General features: G+C 42.2%; 15 protein-coding genes and 1 tRNA gene. 1 reads left to right on the top strand and 15 read right to left on the bottom strand.

The features are described from left to right. The 14 genes from ACVCDT_RS14225 to ACVCDT_RS14160 form a co-directional block, all read right to left on the bottom strand. The coding region (locus ACVCDT_RS14225) for a GTP-binding protein (protein ID WP_447133455.1) at window positions 1-122 on the bottom strand (122 nt) is incomplete at its 3' end. Window positions 123-187: 65 nt separating this feature from the next. Beyond that, window positions 188-2290, bottom strand: coding sequence for an elongation factor G (fusA, locus tag ACVCDT_RS14220; RefSeq protein WP_447133451.1), 2103 nt, complete (start codon window positions 2288-2290; stop codon window positions 188-190). 12 nt (window positions 2291-2302) lie between these two features. Beyond that, window positions 2303-2773, bottom strand: coding sequence for a 30S ribosomal protein S7 (rpsG, locus tag ACVCDT_RS14215; RefSeq protein WP_447133450.1), 471 nt, complete (start codon window positions 2771-2773; stop codon window positions 2303-2305). 78 nt (window positions 2774-2851) lie between these two features. After that, window positions 2852-3226 (bottom strand): 30S ribosomal protein S12, encoded by a 375-nt coding sequence (rpsL, locus tag ACVCDT_RS14210; protein ID WP_007623100.1) that lies wholly within the window; start codon window positions 3224-3226, stop codon window positions 2852-2854. A gap of 236 nt (window positions 3227-3462) precedes the next feature. Then, window positions 3463-7647, bottom strand: a complete 4185-nt coding sequence (gene rpoC / locus ACVCDT_RS14205) for a DNA-directed RNA polymerase subunit beta' (protein ID WP_447133449.1) — start codon at window positions 7645-7647, stop codon at window positions 3463-3465. A gap of 87 nt (window positions 7648-7734) precedes the next feature. Then, on the bottom strand, window positions 7735-11763 hold the full coding sequence (gene rpoB, locus ACVCDT_RS14200) for a DNA-directed RNA polymerase subunit beta (RefSeq protein ID WP_447133448.1): 4029 nt from the start codon (window positions 11761-11763) through the stop codon (window positions 7735-7737). A 288-nt stretch (window positions 11764-12051) separates the two neighbouring features. Further along, window positions 12052-12423 (bottom strand): 50S ribosomal protein L7/L12, encoded by a 372-nt coding sequence (rplL, locus tag ACVCDT_RS14195; RefSeq protein ID WP_447133447.1) that lies wholly within the window; start codon window positions 12421-12423, stop codon window positions 12052-12054. 53 nt (window positions 12424-12476) lie between these two features. Further along, window positions 12477-12995 (bottom strand): 50S ribosomal protein L10, encoded by a 519-nt coding sequence (gene rplJ, locus ACVCDT_RS14190; RefSeq protein ID WP_447133446.1) that lies wholly within the window; start codon window positions 12993-12995, stop codon window positions 12477-12479. 350 nt (window positions 12996-13345) lie between these two features. Further along, entirely contained in the window at window positions 13346-14035 is a 690-nt protein-coding gene (rplA, locus tag ACVCDT_RS14185) for a 50S ribosomal protein L1 (RefSeq protein ID WP_447133445.1), read from the bottom strand. Window positions 14036-14038: 3 nt separating this feature from the next. Further along, window positions 14039-14467, bottom strand: coding sequence for a 50S ribosomal protein L11 (gene rplK / locus ACVCDT_RS14180; RefSeq protein WP_447133444.1), 429 nt, complete (start codon window positions 14465-14467; stop codon window positions 14039-14041). A 206-nt stretch (window positions 14468-14673) separates the two neighbouring features. After that, the gene (locus ACVCDT_RS14175; RefSeq protein ID WP_447133443.1) at window positions 14674-15255 is read right to left on the bottom strand and encodes a hypothetical protein; all 582 of its coding nucleotides are present in this window, start codon (window positions 15253-15255) and stop codon (window positions 14674-14676) included. Window positions 15256-15511: 256 nt separating this feature from the next. After that, window positions 15512-16048 (bottom strand): transcription termination/antitermination protein NusG, encoded by a 537-nt coding sequence (gene nusG / locus ACVCDT_RS14170; RefSeq protein ID WP_447133442.1) that lies wholly within the window; start codon window positions 16046-16048, stop codon window positions 15512-15514. Between the two features lie 3 nt (window positions 16049-16051). Next, window positions 16052-16429, bottom strand: a complete 378-nt coding sequence (secE, locus tag ACVCDT_RS14165) for a preprotein translocase subunit SecE (RefSeq protein ID WP_447133441.1) — start codon at window positions 16427-16429, stop codon at window positions 16052-16054. A 322-nt stretch (window positions 16430-16751) separates the two neighbouring features. After that, a tRNA-Trp gene (locus ACVCDT_RS14160) sits at window positions 16752-16828 on the bottom strand. Between the two features lie 320 nt (window positions 16829-17148). Here ACVCDT_RS14160 and ACVCDT_RS14155 point away from each other — a divergent pair. Continuing rightward, a complete protein-coding gene (locus ACVCDT_RS14155; RefSeq protein WP_447133440.1) occupies window positions 17149-17853 on the top strand; it encodes a DUF445 domain-containing protein in 705 nt (234 codons plus the stop codon). A gap of 12 nt (window positions 17854-17865) precedes the next feature. Here ACVCDT_RS14155 and ACVCDT_RS14150 read toward each other — a convergent pair whose 3' ends face one another. Next, window positions 17866-18540, bottom strand: coding sequence for an RluA family pseudouridine synthase (locus ACVCDT_RS14150; RefSeq protein WP_447133439.1), 675 nt, complete (start codon window positions 18538-18540; stop codon window positions 17866-17868).

Genomic DNA, 18540 nt, shown 5'->3' with positions numbered 1-18540 from the left:
CCGTAGGTTTTAGCCAATACAGTAGTAATTGCCGCTGTTAATGTTGTTTTACCGTGGTCAACGTGGCCGATAGTACCGACGTTTACATGCGGTTTAGTACGTTCAAACTTTGCTTTTGCCATTTTACTGGTTTCCTAAGTTAAAAATCCGACCCTTAAATAGACCCGGATCAGACCTTCATTAAAATTTAAGTTCGCGCATCAGTAATGGCTTTAGTGACATTACTAGGCGCTTCTGCGTAATTAAAAAATTCCATTGAGTATGATGCTCTACCCTGAGTTGCGCTACGCAAATCAGTGGCATAACCAAACATTTCAGATAAAGGTACTTTTGCGTGTATTATTTTAATACCTGCTACACCATCGTCCATGCCTTCAATCATACCGCGACGCCTATTGAGGTCGCCGACTACATCACCCATCCATTCTTCTGGAGTGGTAACTTCTACTTTCATTGTTGGCTCAAGTAATACAGGATTTGCTTCTGCAGCCCCTTTCTTGAATCCCATCGAACCTGCGATTTTAAACGCCATTTCAGAAGAGTCAACATCATGGTATGAACCGTCAAATAAAGTGACTTTCACATCTAGTACCGGATAACCCGCCACTACACCATTTTGCATTTGTTCCTCAATACCTTTCTCAACAGAAGAGATGTATTCTTTTGGAACCGCCCCTCCTACTATCTGATTGATAAATTCGAAACCTGCGCCTTCTTCATTTGGTTCGATAGTTAACCAGACATGACCATATTGGCCTTTACCGCCTGATTGACGAACAAACTTGCCTTCCGCATCCACTTTCTTACGAATCGTTTCACGGTAGGCTACTTGAGGTTTTCCAACGTTACACTCAACGTTAAACTCACGCTTCATACGGTCAACAATGATATCTAGGTGTAATTCACCCATGCCAGATATAATAGTTTGACCTGACTCTTCGTCAGTTTTGACTCTAAAAGATGGGTCTTCTGCGGCTAATTTGCCTAATGCAATGCCCATTCTTTCTTGATCTGGTTGTGAGCGTGGCTCTACTGCAATGGAAATAACCGGTTCAGGAAATTCCATGCGCTCTAGGGTAATAATATGATTAGGATCACACAAAGTGTCTCCCGTGGTCACATCTTTTAGCCCTATTGCCGCTGCAATATCACCGGCACGTACTTCTTTAAGTTCTTCTCTGTCTTTGGCATGCATTTGCACTATTCGGCCAAAACGCTCACGTTTTGCTTTTACTGGGTTGTAAACAGCATCACCGGAGTTGACTACACCAGAGTAACAGCGGAAAAAAGTTAAAGAGCCAACAAAGGGGTCAGTAGCAATTTTAAATGCTAACGCAGCAAACGGCGCTGAATCATCAGCAGGACGTTCAGCTTCGGTTTCATCTTTGTCGTTTAGTACACCTTTAATGGCTGGCACATCCATAGGCGCAGGTAAATACTCAATTACAGAATCAAGTACAGCTTGCACACCTTTGTTTTTAAATGCCGAACCACAGGTTGCCAACACAATTTCGTTAGCCAGGGTGCGCTTACGTAAACCAAATTTAATTTCGTCTTCGGTTAGCTCAATGCCTTCCAAATATTTATCCATTAACTCATCGGTAGCTTCAGCTGCTGCTTCTACTAGTTCAGTACGCAATGCTTGCGCCTTTTCTAGTAAATCAGCAGGGATAGCCTCGTAAGTGAAGGTCATGCCTTGATCAGCCTGATTCCAATTAATGGCTTTCATTTTGATCAGGTCGACAACACCTTTGAAGGTTTCTTCGGCACCAATATTTAAATGGATAGGCACACAATTTGCGCCTAAACGATTTCTAATTTGTTTAACTACACGCTCAAAATCAGCACCAGCTCGGTCCATCTTGTTAACAAATACCATACGTGGAACGTGGTATTTATCAGCTTGACGCCATACAGTTTCTGATTGAGGTTCTACACCTGACGAACCACAAAAAACCACCACAGCGCCATCTAGTACCCTAAGCGAACGCTCAACTTCAATAGTGAAGTCAACGTGCCCTGGAGTATCTATGATATTGATACGGTGTTGGTCAAATTGTTGGTCCATTCCCGACCAAAAACAGGTCGTCGCTGCCGAAGTTATGGTTATGCCACGCTCTTGCTCTTGTTCCATCCAGTCCATGGTGGCTGCGCCATCATGGACTTCACCGATTTTATGTGACAAACCAGTGTAGAAAAGAACACGTTCAGTGGTAGTGGTTTTACCCGCATCCACGTGGGCGACAATGCCAATATTACGGTAACGCTCAAGGGGCGTTTTACGAGCCATAGCTTTCTCTTATTACCAACGGTAGTGAGCGAAGGCTTTGTTAGCTTCGGCCATACGGTGAACGTCTTCACGTTTCTTAACCGCAGAACCTTTGTTTTCAGCAGCATCGAGCATTTCAGCTGCAAGGCGTTGAGCCATTGATTTTTCACCACGTTTACGAGCAGCGTCAACTAACCAACGCATACCTAGGGCATTTCGACGAACGGGACGTACTTCTACTGGTACTTGGTAAGTAGAACCACCAACACGACGAGACTTAACCTCGACTGTAGGGCGGATGTTGTCCAACGCTTCTTCAAATATGTCTAAGTGTGCTTTGTCAGCTTTAGAAGCAACAATATCTAGCGCACCGTAAACGATTTTTTCAGCAGTCGATTTTTTGCCGTCTAACATGACGACATTCATGAATTTTGCAAGTAATTCTGATCCGAACTTAGGATCTGGTAGGATTTTACGTTGACCTACGACTCTTCTTCTTGGCATTTTACTTTCTCCGTAGAAATTTCAGGGGTTTCCCAAAACTCAATTAATTCTTAGTTTGGCCTTACTAACGGAGAACCGTTAAGACTTAGGCCTTTTTGCGCCGTACTTAGAACGACCAGCACGACGATCACTTACGCCTGCACAGTCTAATGTTCCACGAACAGTGTGATAACGAACACCTGGTAGATCTTTAACACGACCACCACGAATAAGAACAACACTGTGCTCTTGTAAGTTGTGACCTTCACCACCAATGTATGAAGAAACTTCAAAACCGTTAGTCAAACGAACACGACATACTTTACGTAATGCAGAGTTCGGCTTTTTTGGTGTGGTGGTATATACACGAGTACATACTCCACGGCGTTGTGGGCAGGCTTGCAAAGCCGCGACGTTGCTCTTCGTCGCAGGTTGTTTGCGTGGCTTGCGCACTAACTGGTTAACTGTTGCCATTAACTAGCTCCTGATTAAATTTACGACTGTTGCCCATTTTTGCAGGGCGTTAAACGCGAAAAATCCGCGAACCTTAATTTGATGGACATTTAGTCACCAAATTTCGGGTCGCGGAAGTCTAATGATCAATGGCTTAGCTGTCAAGTAAGACTACGGCTATTCTGCATTTTTATAGGTTTTAGCCTAGTTATGCCTAGCCGTAGTGACTTTTCCAGATCACCTGTCGATCTTTACTGTTATTCCTCGGCAGGTGAGTCGCTAACTTCAGCATTTAATGCTTCTGTTAACGCCAATTCTGCTTCAGAGGCAGAAACTGAAGGTTCTTCCAGCTCCTGTTGTTCTGCTAGTTTTCTAGCAGTACGTTTTTGGTGATACGCAAAACCAGTACCTGCAGGTATTAAGCGACCAACGATAACGTTTTCTTTCAAGCCACGTAACTCATCTTCTTTACCTTGCACTGCTGCTTCGGTAAGTACACGAGTAGTTTCTTGGAAAGACGCCGCTGAGATAAACGACTCAGTCGACAATGAAGCTTTAGTAATACCCAATAACTGTGTTTCGTACTTAGCAGGAATTTTGCCCTGTTTTTCCAATTCACGGTTAGCGATCTTCACGTTAGATACTTCTAACTGCTCACCTTCAAGGAAGTTACTGTCACCGGCGTCTGTAATTAAACACTTACGCAACATCTGACGAATAACCACTTCGATGTGCTTATCGTTAATTTTTACCCCTTGTAAGCGGTAAACTTCTTGTACTTCGTTAACGATATAGTTAGAAACCGCACTGATACCTCGTAAACGTAAGATGTCGTGTGGAGACTCTGGACCATCGGCAATAACTTCGCCTTTTTCTACAGTCTCACCTTCGAACACGTTAAGTTGACGCCATTTAGGGATCATTTCTTCATAGTGATCACCGTCTTTAGGCGTAATAGTTAAACGCTTCTTACCTTTAGTTTCTTTACCAAAACCAATCATACCTGAGACTTCAGCTAAGATAGCTGGCTCTTTAGGCTTACGGGCTTCGAATAAGTCAGCAACACGCGGTAGACCACCGGTAATATCACGAGTTTTCGAACTTTCTTGCGGAATACGTGCTAATACGTCACCTGGTTTAGCGTCCATACCATCTGTAGCTTCGATGGTAGTAAAGCTAGGTAAACGGATTTCTTGTAGACCAAACTCTTCACTTTCTAGGATAAGTTTAGGCTCTTTAGCATTCGCTTTAGATAAGTCGTTAACTACTATACGAGTTAAACCAGTTAGCTCATCTTGTTGCATTTCAGTATTACTGTCATCAACGTCAGCAAAACTAATTTTTGCAGCACGTTCAGTAACGATTGGATGCGAGTGAGGGTCCCAGTTAGCCACTACTTCACCAGCAGTCACTTTAGCACCGTCATCCACCGTTAATATTGCACCGTAAGGTACTTTATAACGCTCTTTCTCACGACCTTGATCATCAATAATGGTGATTTCAGTTGAACGAGAAACAATCACTACTTTGTCGTCAGTATTGCGAACAAACTTAGCATTATGCAGTTTTAAGGTACCTGTGGTTTTCACTTGTACACTGTTTTCTGCAGAAGCTCTCGACGCCGCACCACCAATGTGGAAGGTACGCATGGTAAGCTGAGTACCTGGCTCACCGATTGACTGAGCAGCAATAACACCAACAGCTTCACCGTGACCAACCATGTGACCACGTGCTAAGTCACGACCGTAACATTTAGCACAAACACCAAAGTCGTTTTCACAAGTGATTACAGAGCGTACTTGAATTTGGTCAACAGAGTTAACTTCAAGCAGGTCTACTAAGGCTTCGTCTAGTAGTACATTACGTTCTACTAATACTTCGTTAGTACCTGGTTTTAATACGTCTTCAGCTACAGTACGACCTAGTACACGTTCGCGAAGTGGTTCAACAACATCACCACCTTCGATTAGCGGTGTCATTTTCACCCCTTCGAATGTGCCACAGTCATCATTGTTAATAACCAAATCTTGTGCAACATCTACCAAACGACGAGTTAAGTAACCCGAGTTAGCAGTTTTAAGTGCCGTATCGGCCAAACCTTTACGCGCACCGTGAGTTGAGATGAAGTACTGTAGTACGTTCAGACCTTCACGGAAGTTAGCGGTAATGGGAGTTTCGATGATTGAACCATCTGGTTTTGCCATCAAGCCACGCATACCCGCCAACTGACGGATCTGAGCGGCACTACCACGAGCACCCGAGTCGGCCATCATAAAGACTGAGTTGAAAGAGGCTTGCTCTTCCATTTCGCCATCACGATTTTTAACCGATTCTTTTGAAAGGTTTTCCATCATGGCCTTAGCAACTTTTTCGTTGGCATTAGACCAGATATCGATAACTTTGTTATAACGTTCACCGGCAGTAACAAGACCTGATTGGAATTGCTCTTGGATTTCGAATACTTCTGCTTCAGCGCCTTCGATAATGTCTTTCTTAGCGTCTGGAATAACCATGTCATCTATACCAACAGATGCACCAGCAATCATAGCGTAGTGGAAACCTGTATACATGATTTGGTCAGCAGCAATAACTGTATCTTTCAAACCTAGGGTACGATAACAAGCGTTTAACAGCCTAGAAATCTGCTTTTTACCCATAGCTTGGTTGATAATTTCGAATGGCAAACCTTTAGGTAAAATAGTCGAGAAAATAGCACGACCAACAGTGGTATCTGTTAGGGTCACTTTTTCTACTTTGTTGCCTTCTGCATCCACATCGTATTCTGTGATACGTACTTTAACGCGTGCATGTAATTCAGCTGCATCTGTACGGTAAGCTTTTTCAGCTTCGTGTGGGCTAGTGAAGACCATGCCTTCACCTTTACCATTAACACGGTCACGTGTCATATAGTACAAGCCCATTACCACATCCTGTGAAGGAACGATAATTGGTTCACCGTTAGCCGGTGATAAAATGTTGTTGGTAGACATCATCAGTGCGCGTGATTCAAGCTGAGCTTCAATCGTAAGCGGCACGTGAACAGCCATTTGGTCACCATCGAAATCGGCGTTGTATGCAGCACACACTAGAGGGTGTAACTGAATAGCTTTACCTTCGATTAGGATAGGTTCAAAAGCTTGAATACCCAATCTGTGAAGAGTTGGTGCACGGTTAAGTAACACTGGGTGTTCACGAATTACTTCGTCTAGTACATCCCACACTTCCGGATCTTCACGTTCTACTAACTTTTTAGCGGCTTTGATGGTAGTAGCTAGGCCACGACCTTCTAATTTTCCATAGATAAATGGCTTGAATAACTCAAGTGCCATTTTCTTAGGTAGACCACACTGGTGTAAACGTAATGTAGGACCAACGGTAATAACCGAACGACCAGAATAATCAACACGCTTACCCAGTAAGTTCTGACGGAAACGACCTTGTTTACCTTTGATCATATCGGCCAAAGACTTAAGAGGACGTTTGTTAGAACCTGTGATAGCACGACCACGACGACCATTATCTAACAAGGCATCAACTGCTTCTTGTAACATACGTTTTTCGTTACGTACGATAATGTCAGGCGCGGCAAGGTCTAATAGACGCTTCAAACGGTTGTTACGGTTAATTACACGACGATATAGATCGTTCAAATCAGAAGTCGCAAAACGTCCACCGTCTAGTGGTACCAAAGGACGTAAGTCTGGTGGTAACACAGGTAGAACTGTCATGATCATCCACTCAGGCTTGTTACCTGATAATTGGAAAGATTCTAACAATTTCAAACGCTTAGTAATTTTCTTACGCTTAGTTTCAGAGTTAATTGTAGGTAACTCTTCACGCATAGCGGCAACATCTGCGTCAACGTCTAGGGCTTTAAGCAATTCAAATACTGCTTCAGCACCCATTTTCGCTTCAAATTCGTCACCATGTTCTTCAAGCGCATCTAAGTATTCTTCTTCGGTAAGAAGTTGACTACGCTCTAAGGTTGTCATACCTGGCTCTGACACCACATATGATTCAAAATAAAGAACACGTTCAATATCACGTAGGGTCATGTCTAACATTAAACCAATACGTGACGGCAATGATTTTAAGAACCAAATATGTGCAACTGGGCTGGCCAGTTCAATGTGACCCATACGCTCACGACGTACTTTAGTTAAGGTAACTTCTACCCCACATTTTTCACAAATTACACCACGGTGTTTAAGGCGCTTGTACTTACCACATAAACATTCGTAATCTTTTACTGGACCAAAGATACGTGCGCAAAATAAGCCGTCACGTTCTGGTTTAAAAGTACGATAGTTAATGGTTTCTGGCTTCTTAACTTCACCAAATGACCACGAACGGATCATATCCGGTGATGCAAGACCAATTCGAATATTATCGAATTCTTCTGTCTTATTTTGTTGCTTAAGAAACTTTAATAAATCTTTCACATTTCTCTCCCAGCGGAGTCAATTGCAAAGGTGTAGCAATTAAATTAACTGCTACACCATCCTGTCTAAACGCTCAGCAAGAGCAGCTTATTGCTCTTCAAGTTCGATGTTGATACCTAGCGAGCGGATCTCTTTCAACAATACGTTGAAGGATTCTGGCATACCAGGTTCCATACGATGATCACCATCCACAATGTTTTTATACATTTTAGTACGGCCATTCACGTCATCAGACTTAACAGTTAGCATTTCCTGCAAGGTGTAAGCAGCACCGTATGCTTCTAGTGCCCATACTTCCATCTCTCCGAAACGCTGACCACCGAATTGCGCTTTACCGCCCAACGGTTGCTGGGTAACCAAGCTGTAAGAACCAGTAGAACGAGCGTGCATTTTGTCGTCGACCAAGTGGTTCAGTTTCAGCATGTACATATAACCCACAGTCACAGGACGCTCAAATGGGCGACCAGTACGACCGTCGAACAAAGTAATTTGTCCGCTCTCTGGGATATCTGCCAAGGTTAGCATGTGTTTGATTTCTGCTTCAGTAGCACCATCAAACACTGGTGTGGCCATAGGCACACCTTTACGCAAGTTACCGGCTAAACGGGTAATTTCGTCGTCAGTGAAGCTATCTAGGTCTACTTCTTGGTGCGATTTGCCAGCGCTGTAAACTTCTTTTAAGAAGTTACGTAGCTTAGCCATTTCTTCGCGCTCTTTAAGCATACGGTCGATTTTCACACCAATTCCGCTAGCAGCCATACCTAAGTGAGTTTCAAGTACCTGACCAATGTTCATACGCGAAGGTACGCCCAGTGGGTTTAGTACGATATCAACAGGTGTGCCGTTTTCGTCATAAGGCATGTCTTCAACAGGCTTGATAGTCGAGATAACACCTTTGTTACCGTGACGACCCGCCATTTTATCACCAGGTTGAATATGACGTTTAACAGCTAGGTAAACTTTAACAATTTTAAGTACACCTGGCGCTAAGTCATCACCTTGAGTGATTTTGCGACGTTTAATTTCGAACTTAGTATCAAAGTCAGCTTTGATTTCAGCGTGCTGATCAGCGATTTGATCAAGTTCCGCTTGTGCATCTTCGTCATCTAAGGTTAAGTCAAACCACTTATCACGCGGGATGCTGTCTAGCTTAGCTTGATCAACACCTGATTTAAGTAACAAGTTAGTTGCACGAGCAAAGATGCCGTCGGCTAAAATGTTAAACTCATCTGATAAGTCTTTTTTCACTTCGCGTAATTGCATATCTTCAATTTCGCGGGCGCGTTTGTCTTTTTCTACACCGTCACGGGTAAAGACCTGAACGTCGATAACTGTGCCATGTACACTGTTAGGTACACGTAACGAAGTATCTTTAACGTCAGACGCTTTTTCACCAAAGATGGCTCTTAATAGTTTTTCTTCAGGGGTAAGTTGGGTTTCACCTTTAGGTGTCACTTTACCTACTAGAATATCGCCGCCTTTTACTTCAGCACCGATATAAACCACACCAGACTCATCCAGTTTACCTAGGGCAGACTCACCAACATTAGGGATATCAGCACTGATTTCTTCTGGACCAAGCTTAGTATCACGAGCGATACAGCTTAATTCTTGAATGTGGATTGAAGTAAATCTGTCTTCCATAGCAACACGCTCTGAAATCAAGATTGAATCTTCGAAGTTATAACCATTCCAAGGCATGAATGCGATACGCATGTTTTGCCCAAGAGCTAAGTCACCCATATCAGTTGACGGACCGTCAGCTAATACATCGCCAGCCACTACAGGCTCGCCGACATTACAGGTAGGCTTTTGGTTAATACAAGTATTTTGGTTAGAACGGGTGTATTTAGTTAGGTTATAGATATCAATGCCCGCTTCGCCTGCAGTCATCTCTTCTTCATTTACCTTAACTACAATGCGACTTGCGTCAACATAGTCAACCGTACCGCCACGTTTGGCGATAATTGTCACACCAGAGTCAACCGCTACTGTTCTTTCCATACCTGTACCTACTAATGGCTTTTCAGCAATTAATGTAGGAACAGCTTGACGTTGCATGTTGGCACCCATAAGTGCACGGTTAGCATCATCATGCTCTAGGAAAGGAATGATGCTTGCAGCAACAGACACAATTTGTTGTGGTGACACATCCATATAAGTAATGTCTGAAACCGACATTAAAGTAGTTTCACCACGGAAACGACATGGGATCAAATCTTCTGTCAATTTACCGTTTTCATCTACTACTACATTTGCCTGAGCGATGGCGTATTGGCCTTCTTCAATGGCAGACAAGTAGTCGATTTCGTCAGTCATAACACCGTCGATAATTTTACGATAAGGAGTTTCTAAGAAACCAAAATCGTTAGTACGGGCGAAACTTGCCAAAGAGTTGATCAAACCAATGTTTGGTCCTTCTGGCGTTTCGATTGGACATACACGACCATAGTGAGTTGGGTGTACGTCACGTACTTCAAAGCCTGCACGTTCACGTGTTAGACCGCCTGGGCCTAAAGCTGAGATACGACGTTTGTGTGTCACTTCTGACAATGGATTGTTTTGATCCATAAATTGTGACAACTGGCTAGAACCAAAGAACTCTTTCACTGCAGCCGAAATAGGCTTAGCGTTGATTAAGTCTTGTGGCATAACTGCATCTAGGTCACCAAGACTTAAGCGTTCTTTAACCGCACGTTCAACACGAACTAAACCAACACGGAATTGGTTTTCAGCCATTTCACCAACAGAACGTATACGTCTGTTACCTAAATGGTCGATATCATCCACTTCGTCTTTACCGTCACGAATGGTGATAAGTTGCTTCATGACTGCAACTATGTCGTCTTTGTCTAGTGTACCTGCACCTGTTGACTCTTCACGTCCTAAACGACGGTTGAACTTCATACGACCAACAGACGATAAATCGTATCTGTCTTCAGAGAAGAACAAGTTAGTGAACAAGGTTTCAGCTGCATCTTTAGTAGGTGGCTCACCAGGACGCATCATACGATAAATTTCAACTAAAGCTTCTAGGCGGTTAGTTGAGCTATCTATACGTAAAGTGTCAGAAATATAAGCACCGTGATCTAGCTCATTGATATACAAAGTATCAAAAGCAGTGATCCCCGCTTCTTTTAATTCAGCTAGGTTTTCTAAGGTTAGTTCGTCATTCGCACTAACAATAACTTCACCGGTGTCTTGGTTGATGTAGTCACGGGCAAATACACGACCTACTAGATATTCTGCAGGTACTTCAAGTTCTGTGATTTTTGCTTTTTCAAGTGCACGTGTATGACGAGCCGAAATACGGCGTCCAGTCTCAACTAACACTTTGCCTTTATTATCTAAAATATCAAACTGTGCGGTTTCACCACGCAAACGGTCTGGTACTATGTCAGATAAGAATTTATCACCGTCGATACGCACTTGGTTGGTCTCAAAGAACAACGCAAGGATTTCTTCGGTAGGCATTTCTAATGCACGTAACATAATAGTCGCTGGTAATTTACGGCGTCTATCTATACGAACAAATAAATTATCTTTAGGGTCAAATTCAAAGTCTAACCACGAACCACGGTAAGGAATAACGCGGGCGTTATATAATACTTTACCTGATGAGTGAGTTTTCCCTTTGTCGTGATCAAAGAACACGCCTGGAGAACGGTGTAATTGCGACACGATAACACGCTCAGTCCCGTTGATAACGAAAGTACCGTTATCAGTCATAAGTGGTATTTCACCCATGTAGACTTCTTGCTCTTTAATGTCTTTTACAGTGCCTGGTGCTGCTTCTCTATCAAACAACACTAAACGCAATTTCACACGTAAAGGAGCTGAATATGTTACACCACGAATTTGACATTCTTTCACATCAAATACGGGCTCACCTAAACGGTAACTTACATATTGCAACTCAGCGTTACCTGAGTAACTCTTTATTGGGAAAACTGATCGAAATGCTGCTTCCAGTCCATGTTGACCATCTACATCTAGGTCAATAAACTTCTTAAAAGAATCTAATTGGATTGAAAGTAGATACGGTATTTCCAATACCTGTGGGCGTTTGCCAAAATCCTTACGGATACGTTTCTTTTCGCTATAAGAGTAAACCATGGGTTCCTCAGCCTGCCGATTTTTGACCCAACTTGCTTAGTGAATAAAATTCATCATTCAGCTAAACAAACTTCCGCTACCCTTTAAGTTGCAGTTAAAACGTTTACCAAAGTCATTAAGAGGCTTACTTAACTTATTGGTTTTATGTGGTTTTATCTACAATTTGCGCTTCTTATTTAGAATTTATATCAAAGGATGAAAATAGTAAATCCTACAGCGCAAAAAGGCTGGTGACTAAAAAGTCACCAGCCTATGCCATTTCAGGCTAACAATCTGTGTTTAGGCAGATTATTTAAGCTCAACTTCAGCGCCAGCTTCTTCAAGCGTCTTCTTAAGTTCTTCAGCTTCTTCTTTCGCTACGCCTTCTTTGATAGCTTTAGGAGCAGATTCAACTACTTCTTTAGCTTCTTTAAGACCTAGACCAGTTGCGCCACGTACTGCTTTGATAACAGCAACTTTGTTAGCACCGAAAGATGTCATAACAACATCAAATTCAGTTTGCTCGGCAGCAGCTTCAGCAGCAACTGCAGGGCCAGCAACAGCAACAGCTGCAGCAGCAGAAACGTTGAATTTTTCTTCAGCCGCTTCGATTAGTTCAACTAGTTCCATTACTGGCATTTCAGCAATAGCGTTTAAAATATCATCTTTAGTTAGAGCCATTTCTCTAAACTCCTGGGTTTAATGTTAAAAATTTATAATGCCAAAGTCGAAAATTATTTTTCTTCTTTGATCGCCGCCAATACGCGCACAAATTTGCCTGGAACTTCGTTGATAGTACGAACGAATTTCTCGGCAGGTGCTTTGAAGGTAGCAAGTAATTTTGCCAGTGCTTCGTCGCGGGTAGGAAGTGATGCAACTGCGTCCAATTTCTCTGGACCCAATAAACCACTACCAATAGAAAGTGCAGTAACGTTTAGCTTGTCGTTAGTTTTAGCGAAGTCTTTGAAAAGACGCGCCGCACCACCAGGTGCATCTATAGAAAATCCATAGATCAACGGACCAGTTAACGCACTGTCAATATCAGCAAACTTACTATCAGCTAAAGCGCGCTTTGCAAGAGTGTTACGTACAACACGTAAGTAAACACCTTGTTCACGAGCTTTAACACGAAGGTCAGTTAGTTCTGATACTTCCATGCCACGGTATTCAGCGACGGCAACAGATAGAGCTCGAGATGCAACGTCGTTAATCTCCGCTACGATCTCTTTTTTTGCTGCTAAGCCTAATGCCACTGAGTTCACCTCTTAAAGTCTGAAGTTTCATTTGTTTAAAAATATCCACTTCAGGATTCACAGATTGATATCATTACTTAGGGGTTAACCTGAGTAAATCCACCGCTCTACGGTGTTCGTTAATCCCAGAGAGTCTGAGTCGAAACCACCGTCTGCGCAGGCTCGCTTTTTAAGTAAGTTGTTTGCAACAGCATCCTAAGATGCGGTTTAGGTGAATGCTCTCTTACTTCATTCACCAACTTACGCCTGCGGTCTTGGACGGGAGTCTTATGTTGCAAGCAACATAGACTCCAACCCATAACCTTTACAGAGAAACAATTAACCTTGAGTTAATTGTCAAACCAACTAGCTTAAAGGCTAGCTTGGTCTATAGAAACACCTGCACCCATTGTTGTGCTAAGGCTGATTTTCTTAATGAAAGTACCTTTAGCAGAAGAAGGCTTGGCTTTATTAAGCGCTTCTAACAATGCAGCTAAGTTTTCTTGAATTTGGTTAGCTTCAAAAGCGATTTTACCAATGCTAGCATGGATAATACCGTTTTTGTCATTACGGTAACGAACCTGACCAGCTTTAGCATTTTTAACTGCTGTAGCTACGTCTGGTGTTACTGTACCAGTTTTAGGGTTAGGCATAAGGCCACGTGGACCTAAGATTTGGCCTAACTGACCTACAACGCGCATTGCATCTGGAGATGCTACTACTACGTCAAAGTTCATTTCGCCTTTTTTAACTAGCTCAGCTAAGTCGTCCATACCTACAATATCTGCACCGGCTTCTTTCGCAGCTTCTGCGTTAGCGCCTTGAGTAAATACTGCGACACGTACTTCTTTACCTGTACCATTTGGTAATACAGTTGCACCACGAACGTTTTGATCAGATTTACGTGCATCTATGCCAAGGTTAACAGCAACGTCAACGCTTTCAGCAAATTTAGCAGTGGCTAATTCTTTTAACAAAGCAACAGCTTCGTTAATTTCGTATTCTTTAGTCGCATCAACTTTTTCTTTAATCAAGCGAGCGCGTTTTGATAATTTAGCCATGTCTTATCCCTCTACCACTAAGCCCATGCTGCGTGCAGAGCCAGCAATGGTGTTTACTGCGGCGTCTAAGCTAGCAGCAGTTAAATCAGGTTCTTTAGTTTTTGCAATTTCTTCAAGTTGCGCGCGCGTCACTTTACCCACTTTTTCAGTGTTAGGACGGCCAGAACCACTCTTAATACCTGCGGCTTTCTTCAATAAGAAAGAAGCTGGTGGAGTTTTAGTTTCGAAGGTAAAAGAACGGTCTTCATATACAGTAATTTCTACTGGAACTGGAGCGCCTTTTTCAATGCTTTCTGTTTTAGCGTTAAAAGCCTTACAGAATTCCATGATGTTTACACCGTGTTGACCTAGTGCAGGACCAACTGGTGGACTTGGGTTAGCAGCGCCTGCTGCAACCTGTAGCTTAATTAAGCCAGTGACTTTTTTCGCCATGATTATTCTCTCTAATTTGGGTATAACGCCTTGTAAACACTGAGTATGTTTACTTCTCAGGCTTCCCGTTCATCAAAATAGGGTCGCGCATTATAGATGAATGATTGAGCAGGCACAAGCATTAATATTGACAAAAGTTAGCTTTATGCTTTATTGAATTATTTAGTCAAAATCTAGCAGTTTGGCTTGGGTTGCCTTAGCCTATATTAGCCTTCTCGAGAGCTTGTGCTTTTTTCATCTGGATCTTGGTAAAAATTCGAAAACCTGCCAAAAGTTTCAGCGTGTGTGCGCTTGTAGTTGTTTTCTGCTTCAATTAACTCTAAAAACAGAGCTTTAAGACTTGGGTGTTGCTGCATAAGTCTTAACTTTTCAGCATCTGCTTTAGCATGCCAGTCTTTTAGATAAGCATTTAATTCCCTGTCAGTAGTTTGTGTCAGCATGCTTCGGGTAAATTTGGACATCCGGCGTTTTTCTTGATCTAGCTTTATCCGAGCATCAATCACATATTGTGGCTCACAAACCATCACTCTAATTCTTCCACCAAAAGATTTTTTATTACAATGTATCTTAAGGTCTTCGTTGTCGTTCAATGAATTGTGTAAATCAAAAAAAGCATATTTTAACTCCACCATCTTCTGACGATAAAATCCATAAGGCTTAGTGCCGTGCACTGTTATAATTTCAGTCTTATCATCAACTTCTGAATTTTGCTTGGCTTGCAGGGGGTGAGTGCTAAAAGTTAAACCTAATACCAATACAATCGATGTGAGCATTACAAATTTTGACATAACCATTATCCATAACCATCTTTGTTTACTAATAAGCCTTTTATCAGTGCTACTGAACAATGCATTAACGGCTACACTAGCAGTTCAAAAAACAACCAACCAACTTTATACGCCAATTTAATCTTTCTCAACCCCACAAATACCTGACTAAATGAAAAGTTCTATTTTTCAACTAAATGACTGTTCATTTGAATTTAAAGCAAAAAAAAAGGATGCAATTTGCATCCTTTAATAAAATCGATTTGTTATAGCAAACCTAGCCTTTTTCAACTTGGCCAAATTCTAGCTCTACAGGGGTAGAACGACCAAAGATAAGTACTGAAACTTTTAAGCGGCTCTTTTCGTAATCCACTTCTTCAACTACACCGTTAAAGTCAGCAAAAGGCCCATCGGTAACACGTACCACTTCGCCTGGTTCGAACAAGGTCTTAGGCTTAGGCTTATCAACCCCTTCTTCAAGACGGTTTAAGATAGCATTGGCTTCTTTTGTAGTAATAGGCGCTGGACGGTCAGAGGTGCCACCAATAAAGCCTAAAACACGCGGCACACTTTTAACTAAATGCCATGAATCTTCATTCATATCCATTTGCACTAAAACGTAACCAGGGAAAAATTTGCGTTCACTTTTTCGTTGTTGCCCTGCACGCATTTCCACTACTTCTTCTGTAGGCACTAAAATCTCACCAAAATAGTCTTCCATTTGGTGCATTCTAATGTGCTCTAGTAAGGTTTTTTGCACGCGACCTTCATAACCGGAGAATGCTTGTACCACATACCATTTTTTATCAGACATAGTTTAAATTCCTAATCCAGTTATAAATGAAACCACTTCCACTATGATGCCATCTAATCCCCATAGCAATAGCGCCATAACCACTGTTGCGGCTAACACTATCATAGTAGTAGTTGTTGTTTCTTGACGCGTAGGCCAAACAACTTTGCGTACTTCAATGCGCGCTTCTTTAGCAAAAGTAATAAAGGTACTGCCTTTCACTGTGGTTGCAGCTATTAGCCCAGCAATCACAACACCGGCCACTGCTACTAAAGCAACATACAGAACAGAAAGTTCTGGAAAATAGTGGTTTACGGCCACTACGCCTGCTAACAAACCGAAGATCACCAACCACTTAACTAAATCTAGTGGGTTGGAACTGTTTTCTGTATTTTCGCTCATGCTAAACCCTAATAATCACTATTTGCTTTGTTGATGGTGACGATTCACATACCAACACATTTTGCTTTTCAATTACTTGAATGCTGGGACAAGCCCTAACATTTTTACTTAACAGACAATCTACAAAGCCTGCGTTTTACTTGTACTGGCAGGGGGGGAGGGATTAACTCAGTTACATCCATGTAACTGACCGCAAGCGGCGCTAGCGCGGTTCAAATCGTTCCAGACGATTTGTCAAACCCATGGGGGTTCTCACCCTCCACCTCTACATCAATTTTTTTAACTCTACAGACAATTTACAAAGCCTGCGTTTTACTTGTACTGGCAGGGGTGGAGGGATTCGAACCCCCAACCGTCGGTTTTGGAGACCGCCGTTCTACCAATTGGAACTACACCCCTAAAACTTTGTGCCATTGCCAAATAGCTAAGCATTCAACAACGCAAATTTTAGTTACATCAACCTTGTAGAATCATGGATTTTTCGGGAAAAATTCTGAATCGCTAACAAGGAGGGAGGCGTATTATACTTATTGGCTGAGTGGATTCAAGAAGAAAGATTAAGGAAGCGAAAAACTAAACCACTTTATCTTTGTTTCTTGTAAATTACAGCCTGCCTACTTTTTTAAATATCCTATTGGTGAATTGCTCAAGCTATATTGACACTGATAAAATTGCTGATATAAAACCTAGCACTTTTTCTCAAACTTGGAGTGTTAGTTTTGCATAAAAGTACCCTCACTAATGGTCTAGCATTGGCAGTTTTACTCATAGGAAGTTATTTAAATAACACTATTATTCAATCCATTGGCTTGTTTGCCTTATCAGGCGCCCTAACCAATTGGTTAGCTATCCATATGTTATTTGAAAAAGTGCCGGGCTTGTATGGATCTGGGGTTATCCCAAATCGTTTTGAGGATTTTAAAGCTGGCATTCACGCTTTGGTGATGCAGCAATTTTTTAGCCAAGAAAATATCCAGCGCTTTATGGCCAATAACCAATCACCAACTGAAATTAATTTCAGCCCAATCATTCAGAAGCTCGACCTTACCCCCACATTTGATTCGTTAGTGGCGGTGATCCAAGCGTCATCATTTGGGCAAATGCTAGGCATGTTTGGTGGCGTAGAAGCGCTAGAGCCAATGCGTGAACCTTTTGTCAAAAAAATGCGAGAAGCCTTTGAAGAAATCAGTCAACAAGCGGCTTTTAAAGACATACTGCAAGAACAGCTGCAGCAACCTGGATTGACAGATGAGTTACAGCTCAAGATCACCCATATTGTCGAACAACGATTAGCAGAATTAACCCCTAAAATGGTAAAAGACATTATTCAACGCATGATTAAACAACACTTAGGCTGGTTAGTTGTTTGGGGTGGTGTGTTTGGTGGTTTAATTGGCTTAACAGCGGGATTTTATAACCTTTAACTGTATTGGCAACTAAAACGGGCACGGGCTAGCCAGTGTCATGCGTTGGCCCGATTCTGGGTGATTAAAACTAATATCTAAAGCATGCAATAAAAGCCTAGGTGCCATTTGTAGAGTGTTTGCATTGCCATATAAGTCACAACCTAATATCGGATGTCCTATGGCTTGACTATGAATTCGCAACTGGTGGGTGCGCCCGGTATGAGGAGTGAACCGCACTCTGCTGCGGTTTAGGTTGTTATCTCGCTCAAGCACTTGATAAGAGGTTTGGGCTGGTTTACCAGTCAATTGGCATACCTTTAGCTTTGGAAAAAGTGCAGGGTCTTTTGCAATAGGTATGTCTATTTCACCATAATCATCGGCTACCAAACCCGCCACAACACTCACATAACCCTTACTCACTGTTCGCTGTTGAAACTGCGCGGTTAATTGGCTATTCACATACTTATTTTTAGCCAACAACATAATGCCAGAAGTACCTAAATCTAACCTATGAGTCAGCCTAATATCAGGAAACAGAGAAGCTAAGCGATGGTGCACTGAATCTTGATTAAGTGGATTTTTACCCGATAAGCTTAATAACCCGCTAGGCTTGTTGATAGCCACAAGAAACTCGTCTTCGTACACTATACCTATCTGTTCTAGACATTTAGGCGCTACAAAATGATCAACTATGTCTCTATTCAT

Source organism: Paraglaciecola aestuariivivens, assembly GCF_052983255.1.
Note: the sequence above shows the minus strand (reverse complement) of the source record. Positions and strands in the feature narration are given on the sequence as shown.

What these genes read in the sequence shown, in the direction of transcription:
- secE (WP_447133441.1), bottom strand. Translation starts at nt 16,429, where the DNA reads ATGAGCGAAAATACAGAAAACAGTTCCAACCCACTAGATTTAGTTAAG.
- rplK (WP_447133444.1), bottom strand. Translation starts at nt 14,467, where the DNA reads ATGGCGAAAAAAGTCACTGGCTTAATTAAGCTACAGGTTGCAGCAGGC.
- rpoB (WP_447133448.1), bottom strand. Translation starts at nt 11,763, where the DNA reads ATGGTTTACTCTTATAGCGAAAAGAAACGTATCCGTAAGGATTTTGGC.
- ACVCDT_RS14150 (WP_447133439.1), bottom strand. Translation starts at nt 18,540, where the DNA reads ATGAATAGAGACATAGTTGATCATTTTGTAGCGCCTAAATGTCTAGAA.
- rpsL (WP_007623100.1), bottom strand. Translation starts at nt 3,226, where the DNA reads ATGGCAACAGTTAACCAGTTAGTGCGCAAGCCACGCAAACAACCTGCG.
- rplA (WP_447133445.1), bottom strand. Translation starts at nt 14,035, where the DNA reads ATGGCTAAATTATCAAAACGCGCTCGCTTGATTAAAGAAAAAGTTGAT.
- ACVCDT_RS14175 (WP_447133443.1), bottom strand. Translation starts at nt 15,255, where the DNA reads ATGTCAAAATTTGTAATGCTCACATCGATTGTATTGGTATTAGGTTTA.
- rpsG (WP_447133450.1), bottom strand. Translation starts at nt 2,773, where the DNA reads ATGCCAAGAAGAAGAGTCGTAGGTCAACGTAAAATCCTACCAGATCCT.
- rplL (WP_447133447.1), bottom strand. Translation starts at nt 12,423, where the DNA reads ATGGCTCTAACTAAAGATGATATTTTAAACGCTATTGCTGAAATGCCA.
- fusA (WP_447133451.1), bottom strand. Translation starts at nt 2,290, where the DNA reads ATGGCTCGTAAAACGCCCCTTGAGCGTTACCGTAATATTGGCATTGTC.
- nusG (WP_447133442.1), bottom strand. Translation starts at nt 16,048, where the DNA reads ATGTCTGATAAAAAATGGTATGTGGTACAAGCATTCTCCGGTTATGAA.